The following is a 19,715-nucleotide window of genomic DNA, read 5'->3' as shown; positions in this document are numbered from 1 at the left end:
CAAATCTTGATATTTTGACTCAAGCTGCCGTTTCGAAATTGCTGAATGGTTTGCGTGAGCAACTTGAACTTTCGTATTTGCTTATCTCTCGTGATGGATCTTCTCGCAATGCTTACATTGCAATCTTCGAATGATGAATCGTGGGGACTCGCCACACTCATCTCGCAACTTTCGTTCTCGGGAACCGATGACCTTGTATTCCAGGCTGTCGAGAAACTCCAGAAAACCGTGTTTTCCGAAGCTTACCGCTCGCTTTCCGTGGGCTCTCGTCCAAGCCTCCTCAGTCTGCGGGGTCTCGGCCGTCTCGCTGGTCCACAGGAGTCGAGCGGACGCTTCTCCAAACACTGGAACAGCTCACATATTTTTTGATGAGGTGAAAGTGTCCATTCTTATAACTAATTGAAGGTCATCAACTTATTCAACACGCTGTTGTATTCCATTTGACCGCAACAGGGACTCGAGACCTTTTCTGCTTCTGCGCACCGAACAAAAAACGCCTTTCGAGGCGCATTCTTCTATGGTATAATGAGAGACGATTATCATATGATTTTGAAGGACGTCTCCCGTCGAGCTACTGGTAATAGCTGACACAAAGGGAGGCGTCTTTTCCTTTCTCCGGAGTTATTAAGGACATTATATCCGTCAATTCCTGGACAAACAATACCGTCAACTTTTGGACATTATGAAACAGCATTAACAGTTAACATACGACCCCTTATCGGAAGCGAAGAAGCTTAGGGTTGAGCTTCTTCTTTTTTGTCCGGCAAAGTTAACTTTCGTGAACGCTGTAAATTAATTGTATATTCAGGGTCAGATTTCGTAGACTATTTTTGTGACCTAATAAGCTAATGATAGAAAATTATCTGATTTAAAAAAGGACAGAAAAGATGGTGATTATCGTCGAATTAGTTAATGTTCTTCGTAAAAAAGGGATAGTCGTCAATGAATTTGAAAATATTGGCAGAGGGTATAGAGAGAAATGGATTAATGCTTTTTCTGATTCTCAACTCGAGCAACATCAAAGTTTAAATGAATTTTTATGGTAGCTGTTTTCTTCTGAAAAAATAGATTGCTTGATGAAGAAAGAAGCAGCTCTATTCTTTGACAAAGTATAAATAAGCAATATTGTTATATATTCTTTCAGGAGTCAGAAGATTTTTTACAGGTGGAATACGCTTCTTCCATGAGTGCGAAAGATCTGTCGAATGTAACAGGCGAATACTGCGATGTCTATGTGGTGGATAAAGGCTTTAATTGGACATATGTGATTCCTCATGAAAAAGACTGGGGGCCATACTTTTACCGAAAAAAGTCTAAGAGTAATTAAAAAATGTAGGAGATTTAAGTTAAGAAGAGAGTATTCCAATAAGAAGATTCAAAGGACATGCAGTTTACATATCATTGGTTTATCAGAAGTAGTTCACTGGCCATGGATAAATTGAAAAATAAAGAGGAGGGACAAAAGCACATATATCAGCTTCTGTCCCTCCTCTTTATTTTATGAAGTTGTACTTTTTAGAACAATTTTTAATGGAAACAACCATATGAATAGAAGGAGTTGATTTTGTTAGTCCGAGGTCAGGCGAAATAAACAGGACACATTTCGGTTGAGAAAAAGCTCTTGGTTTCAGAATCTTTTTATTTGTAGCTAGTAGGAAAGCGGTTTATATTCTGAGTTCTAAAAAGCTGCTAGTGTTCGATGATTAATAGAACAATGGCAGTATGAACAAGTTTCTTATCGCTTTAATGACCGAGATAAGTAAAAACACATGTCATTAGTTTACCAAAACGCTACTTTACGGTAACTAATTCAACAGGGCCATGGTCGTCACAGTGCCCGTCATGAACATGGTGCAGACGGCCATTCACCAGGTAATCCACGTGATCCCCATGTGGAACCAATTCATGGCCACAGTCGCTATCGTGCTTGCATCCGCAAGTCATGGGTGCACAAACATCCGGGTTCGTATCGGAAACAGAGATTTTGCATTCATCCCAGTGGCCTTCGTGTTCATGATGAAGATGGCCATTATGCACATAATCAATATGATCCTCATGTTTTATTTTGGTGTGACCACATGACAGATTATGCTGGTGGGCATGATGCTCATGTACATGGTGTTGGGTGCTCATAAAGTAACCTCCTTTGTATTTTTTTGTTGTTGATAATATTATTTCCTTTTAATCGTTTTACTAAACATCATAATTAACGAAGTGATCCTTAGAAAGAATGAAAACTGTTTACCAGAGACTATAATCCGGTGAATCGACTTTTTGTACATTTGCCTCTTTTGATTTCCTTATATCTAATTGCTGGCACTCTTAATTGATCAAAATTTGTACAATTTTCAAGAAACAGCAATTGTAATAAACGATTTCCGAATTCAAATCTACGGAATGATGTTTTGCGTCATCAATTCATGAAGTCTAATCAGCATTTCTTCAGCTCTTCTCCTTACGTCTTTCGATTTACCCTTAATAAATCGAAACCGATATTCCAAAGCATACAATCGATTAGGGATAAGAAAAAATCTTCTAAATATACTTAATGATTGACGGACGCAAGGAATTCACTTATTATACAAATCGTAATGATTACTGTTTGTGTGATACCTAAAACGCTACTTATTTCTAAATAATGGATAATTACATACTTGAAAGCGGTGATTCACTTGGCAGAAACCATCAATTTATATATCCTAAGCGGATTTTTAGGTAGTGGAAAATCTACCTTATTAAAAATTCTTGTGGAGAAGGAAAAGCTGGCAGGGAAAAAAGTGGCAGTTCTTATGAATGAACTCGGAGAATACTCTGTGGATTCGGAAATTATCGGTTCGGATCTGACCATATTGGAATTATTAGATGGCTGCATCTGCTGCACGATGAAGGATGAACTGGAAGTGCAATTGTTGGAGCTGTACAGGAAAGAGCAACCGGATGTAATTTTTATAGAAGCAACCGGAGTCGCGCATCCAGTGGATATATTGGATGCCTGCCTGTCGCCGGTCCTTGCGCCATATATGGTTGTACAACCAATCCTCACGGTGGTGGATTCAAAAAGGTGGATGCACCGCGGGGAATTGAGCCCTCCAATCCAGAAGTTATTGGAAGAGCAAGTCAAGTATGCGGATCATATCCTCTTGAATAAAGCAGATACAGTTTCTCCGCAAGAAATGAATTCCTTGCAGTTAGCCATCAAAGAACTCAATCCGACTGCGCAGCAATCGATTACATTGTATGCGAAGACAGAGTTAATTGCCGTGGAGCGTGCCCAGCAGACAGCAGAAGGTCAGCACCGTGAGACGATGCATGTTGTAAAAAATTTGCGGATCCAGTCTTTAACTTACACATTTCAGAATGAAATTGAGCGGTCCGATTTTGAAAAATGGGTGGCAAAGGTATCAACAAGCTTATTTCGATTGAAAGGTTTTTTGCGTTTCACTGGAGAAAATCCCACTTTTTTAATCCAGATGGCATATGGCAAACCATTCACATTAGCCCTGCCAATTAACCTGCCGATGAATCTGGTCATTATTGGAGAGAATCTGGACAAGGAACAGATAAAAAAAGAATTGGCAGCATTGGAAAATGACGACAAAACTGAAGTCGCAAATCCAACAGTATTGAAGGAGGCTAAAAAATGATTACAATTATTGGCGCAGGCCCAGCTGGAATTGGCATGGGTGTTCTGCTCAGGCAAAGCGGTGTGGAGGATTTTGTAATCATCGAAAAAGACACAGTCGGATCGACTTTTTTTCAATGGCCGAAAGAAACGAAATTGATTACGCCTTCCTTTACCGCTCACGGATTTGGGCAATTGGATTTGAATGCAATTTTGCCAGACACTTCACCTGCGTACACATTTGGAAAAGAACACTTATCAGGAGAAGAATACGGGGATTATTTGGATTTGATTGCGGGTCATTATGATTTGCCGGTTCGTGAACACACAATGGTCCACCATATTGAAAAAAGAGGAGAGCGATATTGGATACAGACGGATGAAGAGGGTGATGGCCACTTGTCCGATTCCATTATTGTGGCTTGTGGCGAGTTCCAGTTTCCGAAGCGTCCTTTCTCTGCTGGGCTGCATTATAGGGATGTGGTTTCGTGGGGAGAATTGGAAGGTACCAGAATGGTCATAGGAGGCGGGGAAAGTTCGGCAGATGCTGCCTACCATTTAGCATCTAAAGGTGAACAGGTCGATGTCTATTATTCCGCAGATTCCTGGTTCGACACCGCCGTAGATCCGAGCCGAACTTTATCGCCTTTTACAAGAGAGCGCATAAGTTCTCCAGCCATTGATGGAAAAATTACGCAGCATTCACAGAAAAAGGCGGTATCGGTGGAACAAGATGCCGATTTGCTGGGCTATACCGTGACTTTCGAGGACGGGACGAGTATCACAACAGAAAATGAACCGATCATCTGTACAGGATTCAGCCATGGGGCAAAACAATTCGAAGAATTATTCGAGTGGAATGAAGAAGGCCTGCCGTTATTGACAGACAACGACGAATCCACTATCGCCCCTTCAGTATTCCTAATCGGTCCGAGCGTTCGCCAAGCCAACACTATTTTTTGTTTTATTTACAAGTTTCGCCAACGTTTCGCTATTGTGGCGGAAGAACTATTCGATCGCCATCAACTGGCTCATAATCCGGCAGTCTTTAACTCGTATAAAGCAGCTTCCATGTATTTGAGTGATTTGTCTTGCTGTGAAAAAGAATGTACATGCTAGGAGAAGTTTAATGAAAATTGTATTAGTAGGACTGGAGTCTTCCGGAAAGACCACGTTGCTCCATCGCTTATCCCCGGAAAAATATCCTTTCCAGGGATCGAATGTCAGAGGCGCCACTTCACGGATAGGTGAAGTGAAAGAGCGGCACCATCAGTACATCGATACACCGGGAGTTCGTTTGGGGAGTGAACTGGTCACAAGCAAGTACACGAAAAAAACGGCAGCTGCAGCGAATCAGCTGTGGCTGGTCGTTAGGGGGACGCATTTCTTAGAAGAGTTGACGGCGCTCGAAAGCCTGTTTCCTGTTAAAGAAGTTCCGACAGCAATTATTGTTACATTTCAGGACAAAATGGATGAAGGTTCCACAGAGGCACTAATTCGCTTTAAAGAGAGCAGGGGCTTTCCACTTTGTCTCATTGATACTCGTTCGTATCACCCTGGCATTTTGGAACAATTGAACGACAGTGCGCGGCATTTAACTGATGAGGAATTTAAAGAAATTCAGCGGTTGCCGGTGAAAAAAGCGCCGAAGCCGAAAGCGCTGTTCAGCCATCCTTTCTGGGGTCCTTGTCTCGCTCTTGCAGTTTTAATGAGCGTGTACGCGCTGCCAATATTTATTGCCTACCAGGTTTCGGGAAGAGCGGAAGCTTTTGTCGATCAATATGTGTTGGCCCATTTGGAGAGTTGGGGTTCAGGCTTGCCGGAATATCTTTACATTCTGGCATTAGGGGATTATGGACTGATTTCGCTTGGCATCTACTCTTTTGTATGGGCTTTTCCTGTAGTGCTGCTGTTTTCGATGACCGTAGCAATCACAGAAGAAAGCGGTTTAAAAGACTTAATCACAGATGGACTTGATTCGGCCATGCGCAGATTCGGATTAACAGGACAGGATCTCGTACCGATCATCAGCGGCTTCGGCTGCAATGTGGTGGCAATGGAAGCGACTCGCAGCTGTAATGTCTGTTCGAGGAAAAACTGCATCTCCGTCATTTCATTCGGTTCAGCCTGCAGTTACCAAATGGGCGCCACACTGTCGGTTTTTGGAGCTTCCGGCAATATCATGCTGGTGTTGCCTTATACCGCAGCGTTGATGGCGGTGTCTTTGATTCATGTGAAGATCTGGAACCGCTCAATTGCCATCCCTAAACTCCAACAGCATCAGTCTTTCCTGCAAAGGCCTTCGCTCAAGACGATTTCCTATCGGACTCAACCGGTCATTAGCCAATTCCTCTTTCAAGCAATGCCGATTTTTTTGCTTATTTGCCTGATAGCTTCCGGGATGGAAATGATGGGAGGCATGGCGGCTTTAAGTTTCATTGCGGCACCATTTCTCGCTTTGTTCGGCTTGCCCGATCAAGTTGCGCCAGCTTTCATCGCAAGTATTTTTCGCAAGGATGGCATCTTGCTGTTGAATCAAGGATCAGGGAGCCTGCTGGAACAAATTACAACCGCCCAGTTGTTTTTGGCGGTATTTTTCTGCAGTACGTTTACCGCATGTCTAGTAACCTTGATGAAAATAGCGAAGGAACTATCGATAAAGGATGCTTTAGCCATCGCCGGCAAGCAAATGGCAACAAGCAGTGCCAGCGTTTCCGCCTTCGCGTTGATTCTTTATTTTGTTTTTTAGCATCATCTTTTTCAAAAAAATATGTACCATTAAAAAAGCTGTCAAAGTTTAATCTGACAGCCTTGCCGTTTCTGAAGATTTACTTTTTTAATCAAAAATTAACGAGGGAAAGCGCTTTGTTTGTGATGACGATTCAATTAAGTTCTTCATCCAAATGTATTTTGCTTTGAAATGCCCGGTTCTGGCCAACATACTTGCCGCTATAGGCTGGTCCTTCCTGGTCCAATTCAGCAAGTACGATTTGGCAGATTCTTCTCCCGGCAATCAATTCAATCGGCACTTGGTTGGCATTATAAAGTTCGAGGGTAATATTCCCTTCAAACCCGGGGTCGACCCATCCCGCATTCTGGATGAACAGCCCGAGCCTGCCGATGGAACTTCTGCCTTCAACGAAAGCTGTGACGTTTTTAGGGAGCTTGATCCATTCGAGAGTCGTGCCAAGGATAAATCCATGGGGCGGAATCAGTATTCTTTCTGCGAAAACTTCTTTATAGGCAGCTGCTTTTTCAAGCGAGAGATGGGTAACAGATGATTCGTCCAGGCTCAAAAAATGATTGCCTAAACGAAGATCCACTGAAGCCGGTTGATATTGGGCATCGGTAATAGGTGTAATTTCAAGCTCATGATCCTGCATTTTCTTCTTTATCGATTGATTGGATAGAATCATCCATCAAGACCTCCTAAGTTTTTATAGTAATAATATGCACTATAAATAGTAATTATTACGATTTATAGTGCATATACAATCTATCACTTTGTGCAAGTTCAAACAAGGACAGCTAGAGAATAACTATTAAAAGTGCTTTGCAGCGCCACGATATAGAAAAGGGGCAGACAGATGAAGACGAGTAGCAATTTTCATTTTCAAGTTGGTGAATTTAAACTTATCGCCTTATCAGACGGAGCATTTCCAGTATCCAAAGACTTCTTTTTTGCAAATACGCCACAGGACATGATTGAGCATATTCCAGACCAATTCCATGCACCGCTGAACTTTTTGCTTATTGATACAGGAAAACAAAAAATACTGATTGATGCAGGCTTTGGTGAAGAGCATTTGCCGACAGGGGGGCATTTGCTGCGTCAGCTTCAACAAGAAGGGATAAAAGCAGAAGATATTCAAACCATCGTCATTACCCACGGACACCTTGATCATATCGGCGGTTTAAGCCGAAATGGCAACCCGGTCTTTTCCAACGCTGAACACTTGATTACGGCTGAGGAGTGGAATTACTGGTCAGAGCGTCCGGAAACTATGGAATCGAGGACCTTGGCTCCACTAAAAGACCACATCACCTTTGTTCAATCTGGTTGCCATATTTGTCCGGGCATCTCTGTTAATCATACTCCAGGCCATACTGAAGGCCATCTCACGGTTTCTATTGAATCACAAGGCACACGCTTGTTGGCCGCTTCCGATATTCTGAACGACCCGGTCACTCTTTCACATCCTGCCTCCTATATAGCTGCCGAGCTGGACCCCGAGAAAGGCATGGAGACTCGCCAGTCCTTTTTGCAGCAAGCCTATACGCAATCAGCACAGATTTTTGCATGCCATTATCCATTTCCAGGACTCGGAAAAGTGAAGAAATCCGAAGGCCAATGGACATGGATGCCACTGGAAAATTAGAGGAGACGGTTTGGCACTTACACAAAGCGGTGAATACGGAATCTCTGCATAAAACTTAGTGAAAGGATTGAAAAAATGAAATTCCCCAGTAAAGCTGAACGGCTGGTCTTATTTGGATCCAAACCGCCGGGCCCTAGAAAAAAACCAATAGACAAAGAAAATATGAAAGATTTGCAAAATCAAGCTGGGAAGTATTTGTTTCCGATCCAGGCAGTCGGGGTCAGCAATGTGAAGTATCCGATTGACATTTCCTCGAGCCTGAATCCAGCGAAGCAGCAAACTTTGGCTGCATTCAGCCTCACTGCAAGTCTGCCGAGTTTCATGAAAGGGACTAATATGAGCCGCTTTATGGAGCAGCTCGAAGAAGCGAGGCGTACAGGCAAGCTGACCGCTGATTTTCATGCACTGGCGGAATTGAGCCGGAAAATTTCTCTGCGGTTGGGACAAGAGGAAGTGCGTGTCCAAGTCGAATTTCCCTTTCTGTTTACCAGAAAAGGCCCGTCCACGCAACTCGAAGGAATCAATCATGCACAGGCCACGATGGACGTATGTACGGTTGACTCGTCTGTCTTTCGAAAGGCTGCTCTTAAGTGTGCCGTTACTACGCTGTGCCCATGTTCGAAGGAAATAAGCGAGTACAGTGCGCACAATCAGCGTGGATTTATCACGATGGAAATCGAACTTAACAACCAATATACAGAAGAGCCGGATTGGAAAGTAGATTTGCTTGAAGCAGCGGAATCGAATGCGAGCGCCCTTATCCACCCGGTGCTAAAGCGGCCGGATGAAAAAATGGTAACGGAAAAGGCCTACGAAAATCCGCGGTTTGTCGAGGATATGGTGCGCTTGGTGGCAGCCGATCTTTATCAACTGGATTATATCGATCGTTTCCGCGTAGAATGCCGGAACGAAGAATCCATCCATCTTCATGATGCCTTTGCTGAATTGACAGTCGACAAAAAGGGGCAATGAAACAGTGGGAACTACACCGATAAAAAACGGAAATACTTAACATTTAAACTGGCAGGGGGGGAAGTAAATGGGGAAAATACCGGTAACAGTTTTAAGTGGCTATTTAGGGGCAGGGAAAACTACAATCTTGAATCACATTCTTCATAATCAGGATGGCTTGAAAGTAGCGGTTATTGTCAACGATATGAGTGAAGTGAATATTGATGCACAAACCATCAAGCAAGGGGGCGGGTTGAAGAGGACGCAAGAAAAACTGGTGGAACTCTCAAATGGCTGCATTTGCTGCACGCTCCGTGAAGATTTGCTGATTGAAGTTGAAAAGCTGGCGACAGAAGGAAATATCGATTACATCGTCATCGAATCTACCGGCATCAGCGAGCCTGTACCAGTAGCCCAGACTTTTTCTTACATAGATGAAGAACTCGGCATCGACCTCACACGCTTTTGCCAACTGGACACGATGGTCACAGTCGTCGATGCCAATCGATTCTGGCATGATTTCAGGTCAGGAGACAGCCTGCTCGATCGAAAGGAGGCGCTGGGCGAGGAAGATGACCGGGAAATTGCTGACTTATTATTGGACCAAATCGAATTTTGTGATGTATTGATCGTCAATAAAAGCGATCTTGTGGAGGAAGCGGAGTTAGTTCATTTAGAAAAGGTCCTGCGCAAGCTTCAGCCGGGAGCAAGGCTGATCCGAACAAGCAAAGGCGAAATTCAGCCAAGCGATATCCTGAATACCGGGCTTTTTGATTTCGGAAAAGCCAATGAATCTGCAGGCTGGATAAAAGAACTGCTGACGGGGCACAACGATCATCAGCCGGAAACTGACGAATATGGCATCACATCTTTTGTTTACAACCGAAAATTGCCTTTTCACAGTGAACGGTTTTATCAATTGATGTATTCCCTAGGCAAAAATATAGTGAGGGTAAAAGGCGTTGCCTGGTGTGCGACGAGGAACGATCTAGCCCTGTCGGTTTCGCAGGCTGGCCCGTCCATTTCCATTGAGCCGGTATCCTACTGGGTGGCTAGCTTGCCAGAGCTGGAACAAAACCAAATTATCGAAGAAAACCCTCATCTCACGGAAGAATGGGATCCTGAATTTGGAGACCGCAAAACCCAACTCGTCTTTATCGGGACAGCGATGAATGAACAGGAAGTAATAGCGCAGTTGGATTCCTGTTTATTGGCGGATGGCGAGTTTGATGGGGATTGGAGTGCTTTAGATGATCCTTTCAATTGGAATATCCCAGAAAGAACACGCTGACTATTAAGTTGAATAGGAGTTATTTGTAAAAATCCTTGTAGTCTACAAATAAAAGAGTTACGATGTTAATCGTAATTATTACTATTTGTGGTCGATATAATTTAAAGACCAATTAAAAAATAAATAGGATGAGTCCTGCAATCGTACAAGGAGTTTATCCGAGGCTATAAACAATACAAAGAAGAGAAAGAAAAAATTCTCAAAGTTACATAGGCACTGGTTCATAGAATATCTCCTAGATACAGATTTGCGCTTGCTGCACGGAGACTTATGAGGAATTCAAGTAGTCGGCACAAAAGAAATAAATTCAAGTTCTTAAACAGACGATTCGAGGAGGAATTCTCTGAAAAACAAAGAAACAATTCAGTATGCAATAAAATTTTTCTGATTAAATATTTTCGAAAAACAGTTTACATATCGCCTGATTATCGGAAGGGAAGGAAGTCATATGAAGCTCCTTCTCTTTTTTTGTTCAGGGAAGTGTAATTTTACGAATGTTTTTATATTTCACATCTTTCAGAGTAAAGTAAGTGTCAAATACTGAGCATACTTTATTAGTAGATTCTTTAAGAGATAATCTTTCCATATTTGAATTTCTGAGAGGTAATTGCAGCCGATGAAAGTTACCGCTCGTGACGTGTTTTTACCACTTCATACCTTCTGGATGATCAAGGATGAAAATATAATTTTCAAAAATGGGAATGTTATACTCGCTATGCAAACTTGACTAATTTGCAATCAGATCAATCTTCTGCAATCGAAGCTATTTGGGCGAAGATGGCGAATGAATGGAACATCTCCCAAACGACGTTGGCAAATGAAATTTCACTCGAACAAGTGCCAGAAACGATTGAATTCATTAAAAATGGTGAACATTTAGGGAGAACGATTGTTAAGTGTTAAGATGCTCCTAGCCAGTTGCTTCAATTAGCAGGCGAGCTTAATGCTCTATGAAGTTCGTAAATGTCGATTGAAAAAAAGAACGTTCGTAAAGTGTTTTTACACATTTACGAACGTTCTTTTTCGTGTTTTTAGTTGTTTAACAATATGATAAAATTATAATAATAGAATACCCTTTTAGAATTTACTTATTCTTCTGGCAGCAAGACAATCTTTCCTAATTTCCCCGTTTTTTTAAAATAAATTTGAGCTTCTCTTGCTTTTTCCAAAGGAAAAGTCCGATCGATGACCGGTTTAATTTTACCTTCAGAAATAGCGTTAAGCATACGTTTAAATTCTTCCCTAGTGCCCAAAACAGACCCATAAAGAGTAATATGTTTTAAATACAAAGTTCTAAAATCAAGCTCTGTGTTCTGGCCACCTGCAGACCCAGATGTACAGAATTTCCCACCCTTCTTCAGTACCTGAAGGGAGGTTGAGAACAAAGCATCGCCTACAACATCTAATACTGAGTCAATCGGACCGCCATTCACTTCTATTATTTCTTTAGCAAGATTATTTGATTTATAAGACAACACGTGTGTTGCTCCCAATTCCTTCATTCTTTCTTTCAAATCTAAGTCACCAACAATTGCAATGACTGTAGCACCGAATACTTTAGAGGCAATTTGTACATTTAAAGATCCAACACCACCGTTTGCCCCGGTTACCATAATAGTCTCCCCAGATTGAGCTTGAATTTGTTCTGCCATATGCCATGCAGTCAACCCACTAACAGAAAAAACTCCACTTTCTGTATAGTTGGAAAGAGGCATATCAAAACAAAGGTCAGCATTCCACACGACGTATTCCGCATATCCACCATCATATTCTGAACCAATGAAGGACATATCTTCTGAAATATGCTCAAATCCTTCATCTCCACTTGATGTGAATGGGAAAAGGACAACATCTTTTCCAATCATGGATTCCTCTACAAGTTTCCCTGCCTTTACTATTCTCCCTGATATATCAGAACCAGGTGTGCGGGGAAAGTGTACTCCTTCTGGTCGCCATCCGGACTTCGAGCCAGTGCCGTAAGCTCCTTCTCTCATCCAAATTTCCGTATTATTAATGGCACAAGCCTTTACCTTAATGAGCACTTCATGGTCTTTAGGTTCTGGCATAGCTAATTCAACTATTTCTAACTTATCTACATCACCGTATCCAGTCACTTGAACAGCTTTCATAGAGTTATCCCCTTTCTATTATTTGAGTTAGTATAAAGAGACACTTCAATCATTCCTCATCTCTCGCGGATTGTTAGTTGATCCACGGATCGTTAAAGAGGGATGGAATTTATTACATCCCTCTTTAGTGAATGATACATAATTACTCTCAAAAAACATTAGCCATTCACTCGCTATTATTATCTTTACTAGTGGCTTGTTCAACTATCCTGGCCCGTTAATTAAATATTAACTGGATAATCCGTCCGTAAAAACATCGATTCACTCGCTGAACTGGCGTACATCCTAGGTTGAGATAACCTCACTTTATCATAAGGGAAGGGCTTCGTATAAAGCGCAGATCGCCAAGACCATCGGCTGTAGCCGCTTTGTGTTCAAATATTTCCTGGGCACTGGAACACTTTTTTGAAGAGACCAGGAAAGGCTTAGGCTACACCCATTGTTCCTCCCAGCTGACCCAGTTAAAAAAAGAGCTGCTTTGGCTGAAGGAAGTGGACAGCCCCGCCTTGCGCCAGTGGGTCTGCCCGTCCTGTTCAGCGCATCACGAGCTGGATGTGAACGCAAGTATCAATATCAAATGTGAGGCTATGCGCCTCCTAACCGCATGAACTGCGGAGCTCCAATCAAGGAACCGACTGTCCAGGGGTTGTTGGGAAGCCCGCGCTTCAAACAGCGTGTAAAAGCGTTAAGTGGTTGGTAGTTCACTGTGTAGTAGACTTGGTGACTACGTTTTTTCCTGCTATTTACTTGTAATGAAATTTTCGTATTCTTAAACAAAGAGGAGAGTTGATATGGAAGTAGTATATTTTGCCGGTGGATGTTTATGGGGAGTACAAGCTTTTATAAAAACGTTGCCTGGAGTGGAGTTTACAGAAGCAGGAAGAGCGAATGGAACCAGTCATATACTTGAGTCGGATTATGATGGGTACGCCGAATGTGTAAAAACAGGATTTGATCCGACAGTTGTAACAATGAGAGACTTAATGGGGTATTTATTTGAAATCATTGATCCATACAGTTTGAATAAACAAGGACAGGATGTTGGCGAGAAATACAGAACGGGCGTATATAGTGAAAATCCTGACCACTTAATAGAGGCGAAGGCGTTTCTTAGTGAGAGAAATGATTATGACCTTATAGTTGTCGAAGTATTACCTCTTACAAACTATGTGAGAAGTGCAGAAGAACATCAAGATAGGTTAGCTAGATGTCCAAATGATTATTGCCATATTCCAGAAGAAATATTAAGTAGGTATAAGTAAGGGAGAATATTCAAAGTAGAAATCTAGTTTGCATACCACCCGGAAGAAAAGGAACTTCGTATAAGAAGTTCCTTTTCTTTTTGTTCACGGAAGGGTACTTTTACGAACGGTATAGATCTGCAGCAGGCGATAGATTTATAGAATTCGAGAAGAACAGTATATAAGCTAATGTGAAATAGTCATTTTTTCATTTAAGTAGATCAATACTGAAGAGTGAATTCAGAAAAAACAATTTTCACTTTTTTCTTCTCAAGTACATAATGGTAGTAGGTTCTCAAAAGGGAGATATCGTTATGAAACAATTAAATGGGTTGCAAGGCCCTAGTTCAAAAAGTGAAAAGGTGAAAATCATTCTGTTGCTGGCAATTCCGGCAATGGTCGAATATTTATTGCAAACGGTGGTTGGGTTTGTGGACACGCTGTTCATCGCGCGGATCGGATTGCAGGAAGTCACGGCAGTGGGAATAGCCACTGCGGTGTTAGCCATCTATTTGGCGCTCTTTATGGCTTTGGGGGTGGGGACTTCTTCACTTGTTGCACGAAAATTAGGGGCAGACGACCTTTCCGGTGCCAGAAAAGTTGCGCAGGAATCGCTCGGGTTTGGGACAGTAGTAGCTGTCATTCTGAGCATCCTGACGTGGTTCGGTTCAGAATTTCTGATGTCACTGTTCGGCGCCGAGGACGAAGTGGTCCGGATTGGGGCCATTTACTTGAAGATTGTCGGGGGCGGTGCGCTGTTCCTTGCTTGGATGACTTTGATCGGCAGCATACTCAGGGCGGGCGGCGATACCAAAAGCCCGATGAAGGTAGCGTGGATCATCAACATCGTTCATATCCCATTAAATTATATTTTTATTTTCGGCATCGGTGATTGGGGTGGCTGGGGAGTTGCGGGAGCGGCTTGGACTACTTTGTTTGTCCGGGTCTTGGGCACTTGGCTACTGTGGCGCTACTTGAAGAAGTCCAGCTTGGCGGTTTCTCTCCTCACTTTATTTTCATGGGATAAACATACAAAAGAAATGGTTTATTTGGCTGTGCCGGCAGCTGCGGAAAGAATGATTATGCGGATTGGCCAAGTCGTTTATTTTGGGCTGATTGTCGCAATCGGGACGAAGACATTTGCTGCACATACCATTGCGGGAAATATCGAGATGTTTTCCTATATGCCGGGATACGGGCTGGCGCTTGCAGCAACCACGCTGGTGGGCCAAAGCTGGGGAGCCGGCAACTGGCGGGAGGCTTATCATTACGGGCTGTTGACGGCTGCTATCGGTGTGGTGTTTATGAGTTTCATCGGTCTGGTCATGTTTATATGGGCACCGTGGTTTGCCTCATGGTTTACGCAAGATCCGGAAGCGATTGAAATGGTGTCCATCGCTCTTCGGATCGATGCCTTTGCCCAACCGGCGCTGGCAGTAGGGTTGATCTTGACCGGTGCGCTGCAAGGTTTGGGTGATACAAAGTCGCCGATGTACAGCACCGCAATCGGGATGTGGGCGGTTCGGATTGTGGGCATATACTTTCTGGGTATTTATTTGGAAATGGGAATTGCAGGAATTTGGCTTGCGATTGCAGCAGATATTACGTTGCGTGCCATCTACTTGTTTTTCAGGTTCAAATCACACGCAATGAAAAAAAAAACGTCGGAAAAAGGCGGAAGCGAAAAATCATTAAGCTGAAACCCAGTCTGCCGCGTAAACCGGCTGGCTGCGCAGTCAGGAAATATTTTTCGATTGTATGTTATCCTGATGGAAATTGATGACTCTTTAACCGAAGGGATGAAAGACCATGTCGCTATGCGGCGCTTTGGTGGAGTATATTATGCCTGGATATTACTTTTAGAAGGGAAGAGACAATGAAACGTTTTCTTGTAGTTGAAGATGAGAAGTTGATGTGCGATCTTATCCGTATTCATTTGGAAGGCGAGTTCGAGCTTGTTTTCGCCTACGACGGCGCAAAGGCGCTGCAGCTTGTAAAAGAGCAGCCATACGATTTATTGATATTGGATATCATGATTCCTTTTACGGACGGGTTTGATGTCTGCAAAGAAATCAGGCGCAATTCTAATATGCCGATTCTTATGCTGACGGCCAGGTCCGCTATTGAAGATCGTGTAAAAGGCCTTCAGCTCGGAGCGGATGATTATTTAGTGAAGCCCTTTGATTTTGAGGAATTGAAAGCGCGGGTAAATGCACTGCTGAGGCGCAGCGATCAGGCAGAAGGTAAAGATGGCCGCGATTCCATGATCGTCTTGAAAGATAAAAAACTGATTGTCAATAAACAGGACAAGCAAGTGGTTTTCTGTGGCAGGAAAATGGAACTCACGGCAAAAGAATACGCGATCATCGAATTGCTGGCAGGGTCTCCGAATAAAATTTTCACACGCGAAGAAATTCTTGATTTAGTATGGGATTATTCAGAAATTCGAGATGTAAGGGCCATTGATTCGCATATTAAAAACATCCGGTTGAAATTCAGGAAGCTCCATTCGGATGTGCCGATCATCAAAACGGTTTGGGGCCTAGGTTATCAACTGGAACTGAAGGATGCGGCAGATGAAGCGTAATGGAATTGTTTTGAAGCTCGGTTTGGTGATCATGGCCCTTTTTTTAAGCATACTGATTCCGTTCGCGTTCTTGATCGACCGGATATTCCTGAACGTCTACTCCATTTATTTGAACGATAACGTCAAGTCCATCGCACAAAGCCTTGAAGTCGAGTGGGTGGAGAGGGATCAATCCCCTGAGGAAATCTATCAGCATCTCGACCTCTTTTTTGAACACGAAGTGCTGTTTTTAAATTCCAATGGACATATAACGCATGGCAATATCATGGAATTCAATGAAGGGTCCCATCTTCCAATGGACTGGGTGTCCCGCCTCCAAAATGGAGAAACTATAGAGGGAGAAAGGTTTAATGCGGACAGCCAGGAAAACTTCTATTATTTCGTGGAGCCTATTTTTGACAATGGTGCGTTTGAAGGCGGGGTCATGATCTTTTCTTCCATTGATGAACTGCATAACAAGATGCACAACGTGAGAGACTGGATGATATGGGCGATAGTGGCCACTATATTGATTGCAATAGGCTATACATTTTTTATCGTCTGGTATTTATCCAGGCCGCTGGTCAAGATGGAGAAGGCGACTCGCGAAATCGCAAAAGGCAATTTAAATACGCATGTGGAAGTGAATAGCCGTGACGAACTGGGGTCTTTGGGGAGCGCAATCAATGATTTAAGTGTGGAGCTGAACAATTACCGAAAAACACGCAGTGAATTTTTGGCGAATATTTCACACGAGCTGAGAACCCCTACATCTTATTTAAGCGGCTATGCAAAATTGATAAAAGAAGGAAAGTACGAGACCCCGCAAGAGCTAGGTCGTTATGCGTCGATTATTGATGGTGAAGCATCGAGGCTCGCCAAGCTGATCCAGGAGCTATTTGATTTATCGAAAATGGAAGAAGGGGAATATGCCCTCCAAGTCCAGGAAGTTGATATAGAGGACTTTGTCCAGACGTTGCAGGCTAAAGTGAATTTGAAAGCCACTGAGAAAGGGCTTGTGGTCAATGTAGAGTTTGATGGAAACGACAAAGCAGTCTTGACAGACGGCATGAAGCTTGAACAGATTCTGCTCAATCTGCTGGAAAACGCTATAAATTATACGGAACAAGGGTCGGTTGGCCTTTATGTCCGGATGAAAGAACAGAATATTGAATTCATCATCGAAGATACGGGGGCAGGGATACCTGAAAACGATCAGTCTCTAATATTCGATAGGTTCTATCGTTTGGATAAATCACGGTCTCGGGCGACCGGGGGAACGGGGCTGGGTCTTGCCATTGCCGCAGAGCTGGCCAAGCAGATTTCAGGAACCATCCAGATGGAAAGCGAAGAGCATAAAGGAACACGGTTTATCGTAACTCTTCCATACAGCATTGAAAAAACTGATGCGTACAGTTAAAGTTTTATAGGAAAAAGAGCTATGAATTCACCCTCCATATTTTCTCCATAATTCATTTCTATACTCATGTGTAATGAAGTAGAAATGAGGAGATTTAGGATGTGTGGATTTATAGGTTATATTCCTGGTTCTCAAGGGATAAATCATGACACTGTACTGGGCGATATGCTGAATACCATTGTGCATCGCGGGCCGGACAACCAGTCCGTCTATATCGACAATCAGGTGGGCCTTGGGTTTTCCAGATTGAGCATATTGGATTTAAGAAGTGCCGCCAATCAGCCGTTAGAAGCTGATGAAGTGGTGCTTGTATTCAACGGAGAGATTTATAATTACCGTGAAATTCGGGCGGAGTTGGTGGAACTGGGTTTTGAGTTCTCAACCACTTCTGATACAGAGGTGCTGTTAAAAGGCTATCTTCACTTTGGCGAGAAAATCATCGATAAATTGCGGGGCATGTTCGCATTTCTGATTTGGGACAAACCGAAAGGGAAGTTTATCGCAGCAAGAGATCCATTCGGCATCAAGCCTTTATATTACACCCACATACCCGACGGATCGTTCATCTTTGGCTCTGAAATCAAGTCATTCACGAAGCACCCGGGATTTGTGAAAACACTGAACAAACGAGCTTTGAAGCCGTATTTGACTTTCCAGTACTCGGTCTTGGAAGAAACCTTTTTCGAAGGCGTATACCGCGTGCAGCCGGGAACATATTTGGTGATGGAAAAAGGTGAGGACATCCGGACCGTCGCTTATTTCTCCCGTGAGTTCAAGGAACAGCAAAAGAGTTACACGGAGTATATCGAGGAGATTCAGGAGGCCGTTGCGGAATCTGTCGACGTCCACCGGGTCAGCGATGTTCCGGTAGGGTCATTTTTGTCCGGAGGAATCGACTCCAGCTATATCACTTCTTTGCTCAAGCCGCAAAAGTCCTTTACCGTAGGATTTGAAGATTATGAAGACATGTTTGATGAGACGAAACTTGCCGTGGATCTAGCTGGACAACTGGGAGTGGAAATTGAACAGCGCTATGTCAGTGCCCAGGAAAGTTTCGATGTCTTTCCAGAAATCCAGTGGCATATGGATGAGCCCCATTCCGATCCGTCCATCATTCCGTTATATTTTCTGAACGAAATGGCCAGTAAAGAAGTGACCGTGATCCTATCCGGTGAAGGAGCGGATGAATTGTTCGGAGGGTACGAATGGTATCAGCCGTCTAAAAAGCTGAATTCCTACCGGCGCTTGCCGAAAGCCGTCCAACATACGGCTGCCCAGCTTTCGAACATCTTGCCGCAATCGAACCAGTTCAGAAAATTCTTCCAGAAAGCTGTGCAGCCCATTGAAGAGCGTTTTATCGGCCACGCACTCGTATGGAGTGAAAAAGATGCACTCGGTATTTTGAAGAAAGAATATCAGGCCGGCCCTTCTGTTCAGGAAGTGGTGGATCCTTATTATTCGAAAATGAACTATCAAAACGAGACCGATAAAATGCAGGCGCTGGACTTGGAGTTATGGCTGCCTCGGGCAATCCTCTTGAAGGCGGATAAAATGAGCATGGCCCACTCGATTGAATTGCGTGTGCCTTTCCTGGATAAAAAAGTGTTTGAAGCGGCAAAACAGCTGCCGGAAAATATGAGAGTTGATTACGGCAAGTCGAAAGTCGCTTTGCGGGATGCCGCGCTAAACAACCTCCCGGAAGACTGGGCCAAACGGAAAAAGCTCGGATTCCCGGTTCCTATCCGCCACTGGATGAGAGAAGAAAAATATTACAAAAAAATTCAATCAACATTCCAACAAGAGTATGTGCAAGAGTTTTTCGATCAGCCTAAACTATTGGAATATCTTGAGCGGCATTATAAGAACGAAGAAAATCACGCCCGGTATATATGGACAATCTACAGCTTCTGCGTCTGGTATGAGCAGTATTTCCTGAATGATGAAAACGTCCAGGAAGCTTCGGAAGCTGTTGCACCAGCAAATGAGTATTCGATGTCTTGATAACTACAGCAAAGAAAGCACCTTGATCAGCTGTGGATTGTAAAAAAGGCCGGAATCTACCGATTTCAGCACATTACAGTCAAGACAAAAAAGCACCGCAGTAGTCAAACTGCGG

At 43.3% G+C, this 19,715-nt stretch carries 16 protein-coding genes and 2 pseudogenes; 14 read left to right on the top strand and 4 right to left on the bottom strand.

Annotated features, from left to right (window positions below; all coding sequences use genetic code 11):
- Positions 1 to 81: 81 nt before the first annotated feature.
- The gene (locus J7E21_RS16565) at positions 82 to 345 is read right to left on the bottom strand and encodes a DUF6431 domain-containing protein (protein ID WP_353047772.1); all 264 of its coding nucleotides are present in this window, start codon (positions 343 to 345) and stop codon (positions 82 to 84) included.
- A 766-nt stretch (positions 346 to 1,111) separates the two neighbouring features.
- Here J7E21_RS16565 and J7E21_RS16560 point away from each other — a divergent pair.
- On the top strand, positions 1,112 to 1,327 hold the full coding sequence (locus J7E21_RS16560) for a DUF4275 family protein (protein ID WP_215107725.1): 216 nt from the start codon (positions 1,112 to 1,114) through the stop codon (positions 1,325 to 1,327).
- A gap of 464 nt (positions 1,328 to 1,791) precedes the next feature.
- Here the strand turns inward: J7E21_RS16560 and J7E21_RS10595 are convergent, their stop codons facing one another.
- Positions 1,792 to 2,133, bottom strand: coding sequence for a hypothetical protein (locus J7E21_RS10595; protein WP_215107411.1), 342 nt, complete (start codon positions 2,131 to 2,133; stop codon positions 1,792 to 1,794).
- A gap of 539 nt (positions 2,134 to 2,672) precedes the next feature.
- Between J7E21_RS10595 and J7E21_RS10590 the strand changes: the two genes are divergently transcribed.
- The 3 genes from J7E21_RS10590 to J7E21_RS10580 are packed head-to-tail and all read left to right on the top strand — an operon-like array spanning position 2,673 to position 6,371.
- The gene (locus tag J7E21_RS10590) at positions 2,673 to 3,644 is read left to right on the top strand and encodes a CobW family GTP-binding protein (RefSeq protein WP_215107409.1); all 972 of its coding nucleotides are present in this window, start codon (positions 2,673 to 2,675) and stop codon (positions 3,642 to 3,644) included.
- Positions 3,641 to 4,741: an NAD(P)/FAD-dependent oxidoreductase gene (locus J7E21_RS10585; RefSeq protein ID WP_215107407.1), complete on the top strand. Its 1,101-nt coding sequence runs from the start codon at positions 3,641 to 3,643 to the stop codon at positions 4,739 to 4,741. Before J7E21_RS10590 ends, J7E21_RS10585 begins: the two co-directional genes overlap by 4 nt.
- A gap of 10 nt (positions 4,742 to 4,751) precedes the next feature.
- Positions 4,752 to 6,371 (top strand): nucleoside recognition domain-containing protein, encoded by a 1,620-nt coding sequence (locus tag J7E21_RS10580; protein ID WP_215107405.1) that lies wholly within the window; start codon positions 4,752 to 4,754, stop codon positions 6,369 to 6,371.
- 133 nt (positions 6,372 to 6,504) lie between these two features.
- Here the strand turns inward: J7E21_RS10580 and dcd are convergent, their stop codons facing one another.
- Complete coding sequence (gene dcd / locus J7E21_RS10575) at positions 6,505 to 7,038, bottom strand: dCTP deaminase (RefSeq protein WP_215107403.1); 534 nt, start codon at positions 7,036 to 7,038, stop codon at positions 6,505 to 6,507.
- Positions 7,039 to 7,209: 171 nt separating this feature from the next.
- Between dcd and J7E21_RS10570 the strand changes: the two genes are divergently transcribed.
- The 3 genes from J7E21_RS10570 (at position 7,210) to J7E21_RS10560 (ending at position 10,243) form a co-directional block, all read left to right on the top strand.
- On the top strand, positions 7,210 to 8,001 hold the full coding sequence (locus J7E21_RS10570) for an MBL fold metallo-hydrolase (RefSeq protein ID WP_215107401.1): 792 nt from the start codon (positions 7,210 to 7,212) through the stop codon (positions 7,999 to 8,001).
- Positions 8,002 to 8,163: 162 nt separating this feature from the next.
- Positions 8,164 to 8,973, top strand: coding sequence for a GTP cyclohydrolase FolE2 (gene folE2, locus J7E21_RS10565; RefSeq protein WP_251047955.1), 810 nt, complete (start codon positions 8,164 to 8,166; stop codon positions 8,971 to 8,973).
- 67 nt (positions 8,974 to 9,040) lie between these two features.
- On the top strand, positions 9,041 to 10,243 hold the full coding sequence (locus J7E21_RS10560) for a GTP-binding protein (protein WP_215107392.1): 1,203 nt from the start codon (positions 9,041 to 9,043) through the stop codon (positions 10,241 to 10,243).
- Positions 10,244 to 11,331: 1,088 nt separating this feature from the next.
- Here J7E21_RS10560 and J7E21_RS10555 read toward each other — a convergent pair.
- Positions 11,332 to 12,372 carry a zinc-binding dehydrogenase gene (locus J7E21_RS10555; protein ID WP_215107390.1) on the bottom strand — a complete coding sequence of 347 codons (1,041 nt, stop codon included), beginning with the start codon at positions 12,370 to 12,372 and terminating at the stop codon, positions 11,332 to 11,334.
- A 295-nt stretch (positions 12,373 to 12,667) separates the two neighbouring features.
- Between J7E21_RS10555 and J7E21_RS16310 the strand changes: the two are divergent.
- The 7 genes and pseudogenes from J7E21_RS16310 to asnB all read left to right on the top strand — a co-directional run.
- Positions 12,668 to 12,884 (top strand): annotated as a pseudogene (locus J7E21_RS16310) (hypothetical protein); the annotation flags it as partial.
- Positions 12,879 to 12,980, top strand: a pseudogene (locus tag J7E21_RS16305) (zinc ribbon domain-containing protein); the annotation flags it as partial. The pseudogenes J7E21_RS16310 and J7E21_RS16305, both read left to right, overlap by 6 nt.
- 183 nt (positions 12,981 to 13,163) lie before the next feature.
- Positions 13,164 to 13,634 carry a peptide-methionine (S)-S-oxide reductase gene (locus J7E21_RS10550; protein WP_215107388.1) on the top strand — a complete coding sequence of 157 codons (471 nt, stop codon included), beginning with the start codon at positions 13,164 to 13,166 and terminating at the stop codon, positions 13,632 to 13,634.
- Positions 13,635 to 13,927: 293 nt separating this feature from the next.
- Positions 13,928 to 15,313 carry an MATE family efflux transporter gene (locus J7E21_RS10545; RefSeq protein WP_251047954.1) on the top strand — a complete coding sequence of 462 codons (1,386 nt, stop codon included), beginning with the start codon at positions 13,928 to 13,930 and terminating at the stop codon, positions 15,311 to 15,313.
- Between the two features lie 176 nt (positions 15,314 to 15,489).
- Positions 15,490 to 16,200 carry a response regulator transcription factor gene (locus tag J7E21_RS10540; protein ID WP_215107386.1) on the top strand — a complete coding sequence of 237 codons (711 nt, stop codon included), beginning with the start codon at positions 15,490 to 15,492 and terminating at the stop codon, positions 16,198 to 16,200.
- Positions 16,190 to 17,599, top strand: coding sequence for a sensor histidine kinase (locus tag J7E21_RS10535; protein ID WP_215107384.1), 1,410 nt, complete (start codon positions 16,190 to 16,192; stop codon positions 17,597 to 17,599). Before J7E21_RS10540 ends, J7E21_RS10535 begins: the two co-directional genes overlap by 11 nt.
- Positions 17,600 to 17,698: 99 nt before the next feature.
- On the top strand, positions 17,699 to 19,600 hold the full coding sequence (gene asnB / locus J7E21_RS10530) for an asparagine synthase (glutamine-hydrolyzing) (protein WP_215107382.1): 1,902 nt from the start codon (positions 17,699 to 17,701) through the stop codon (positions 19,598 to 19,600).
- The last annotated feature ends 115 nt before the right edge of the window (positions 19,601 to 19,715 follow it).

The organism is Planococcus sp. ISL-109 (assembly GCF_018613655.1).
GTDB lineage: Bacteria > Bacillota > Bacilli > Bacillales_A > Planococcaceae > Planococcus.
This window is presented reverse-complemented; position numbering and strand designations above follow the sequence as displayed.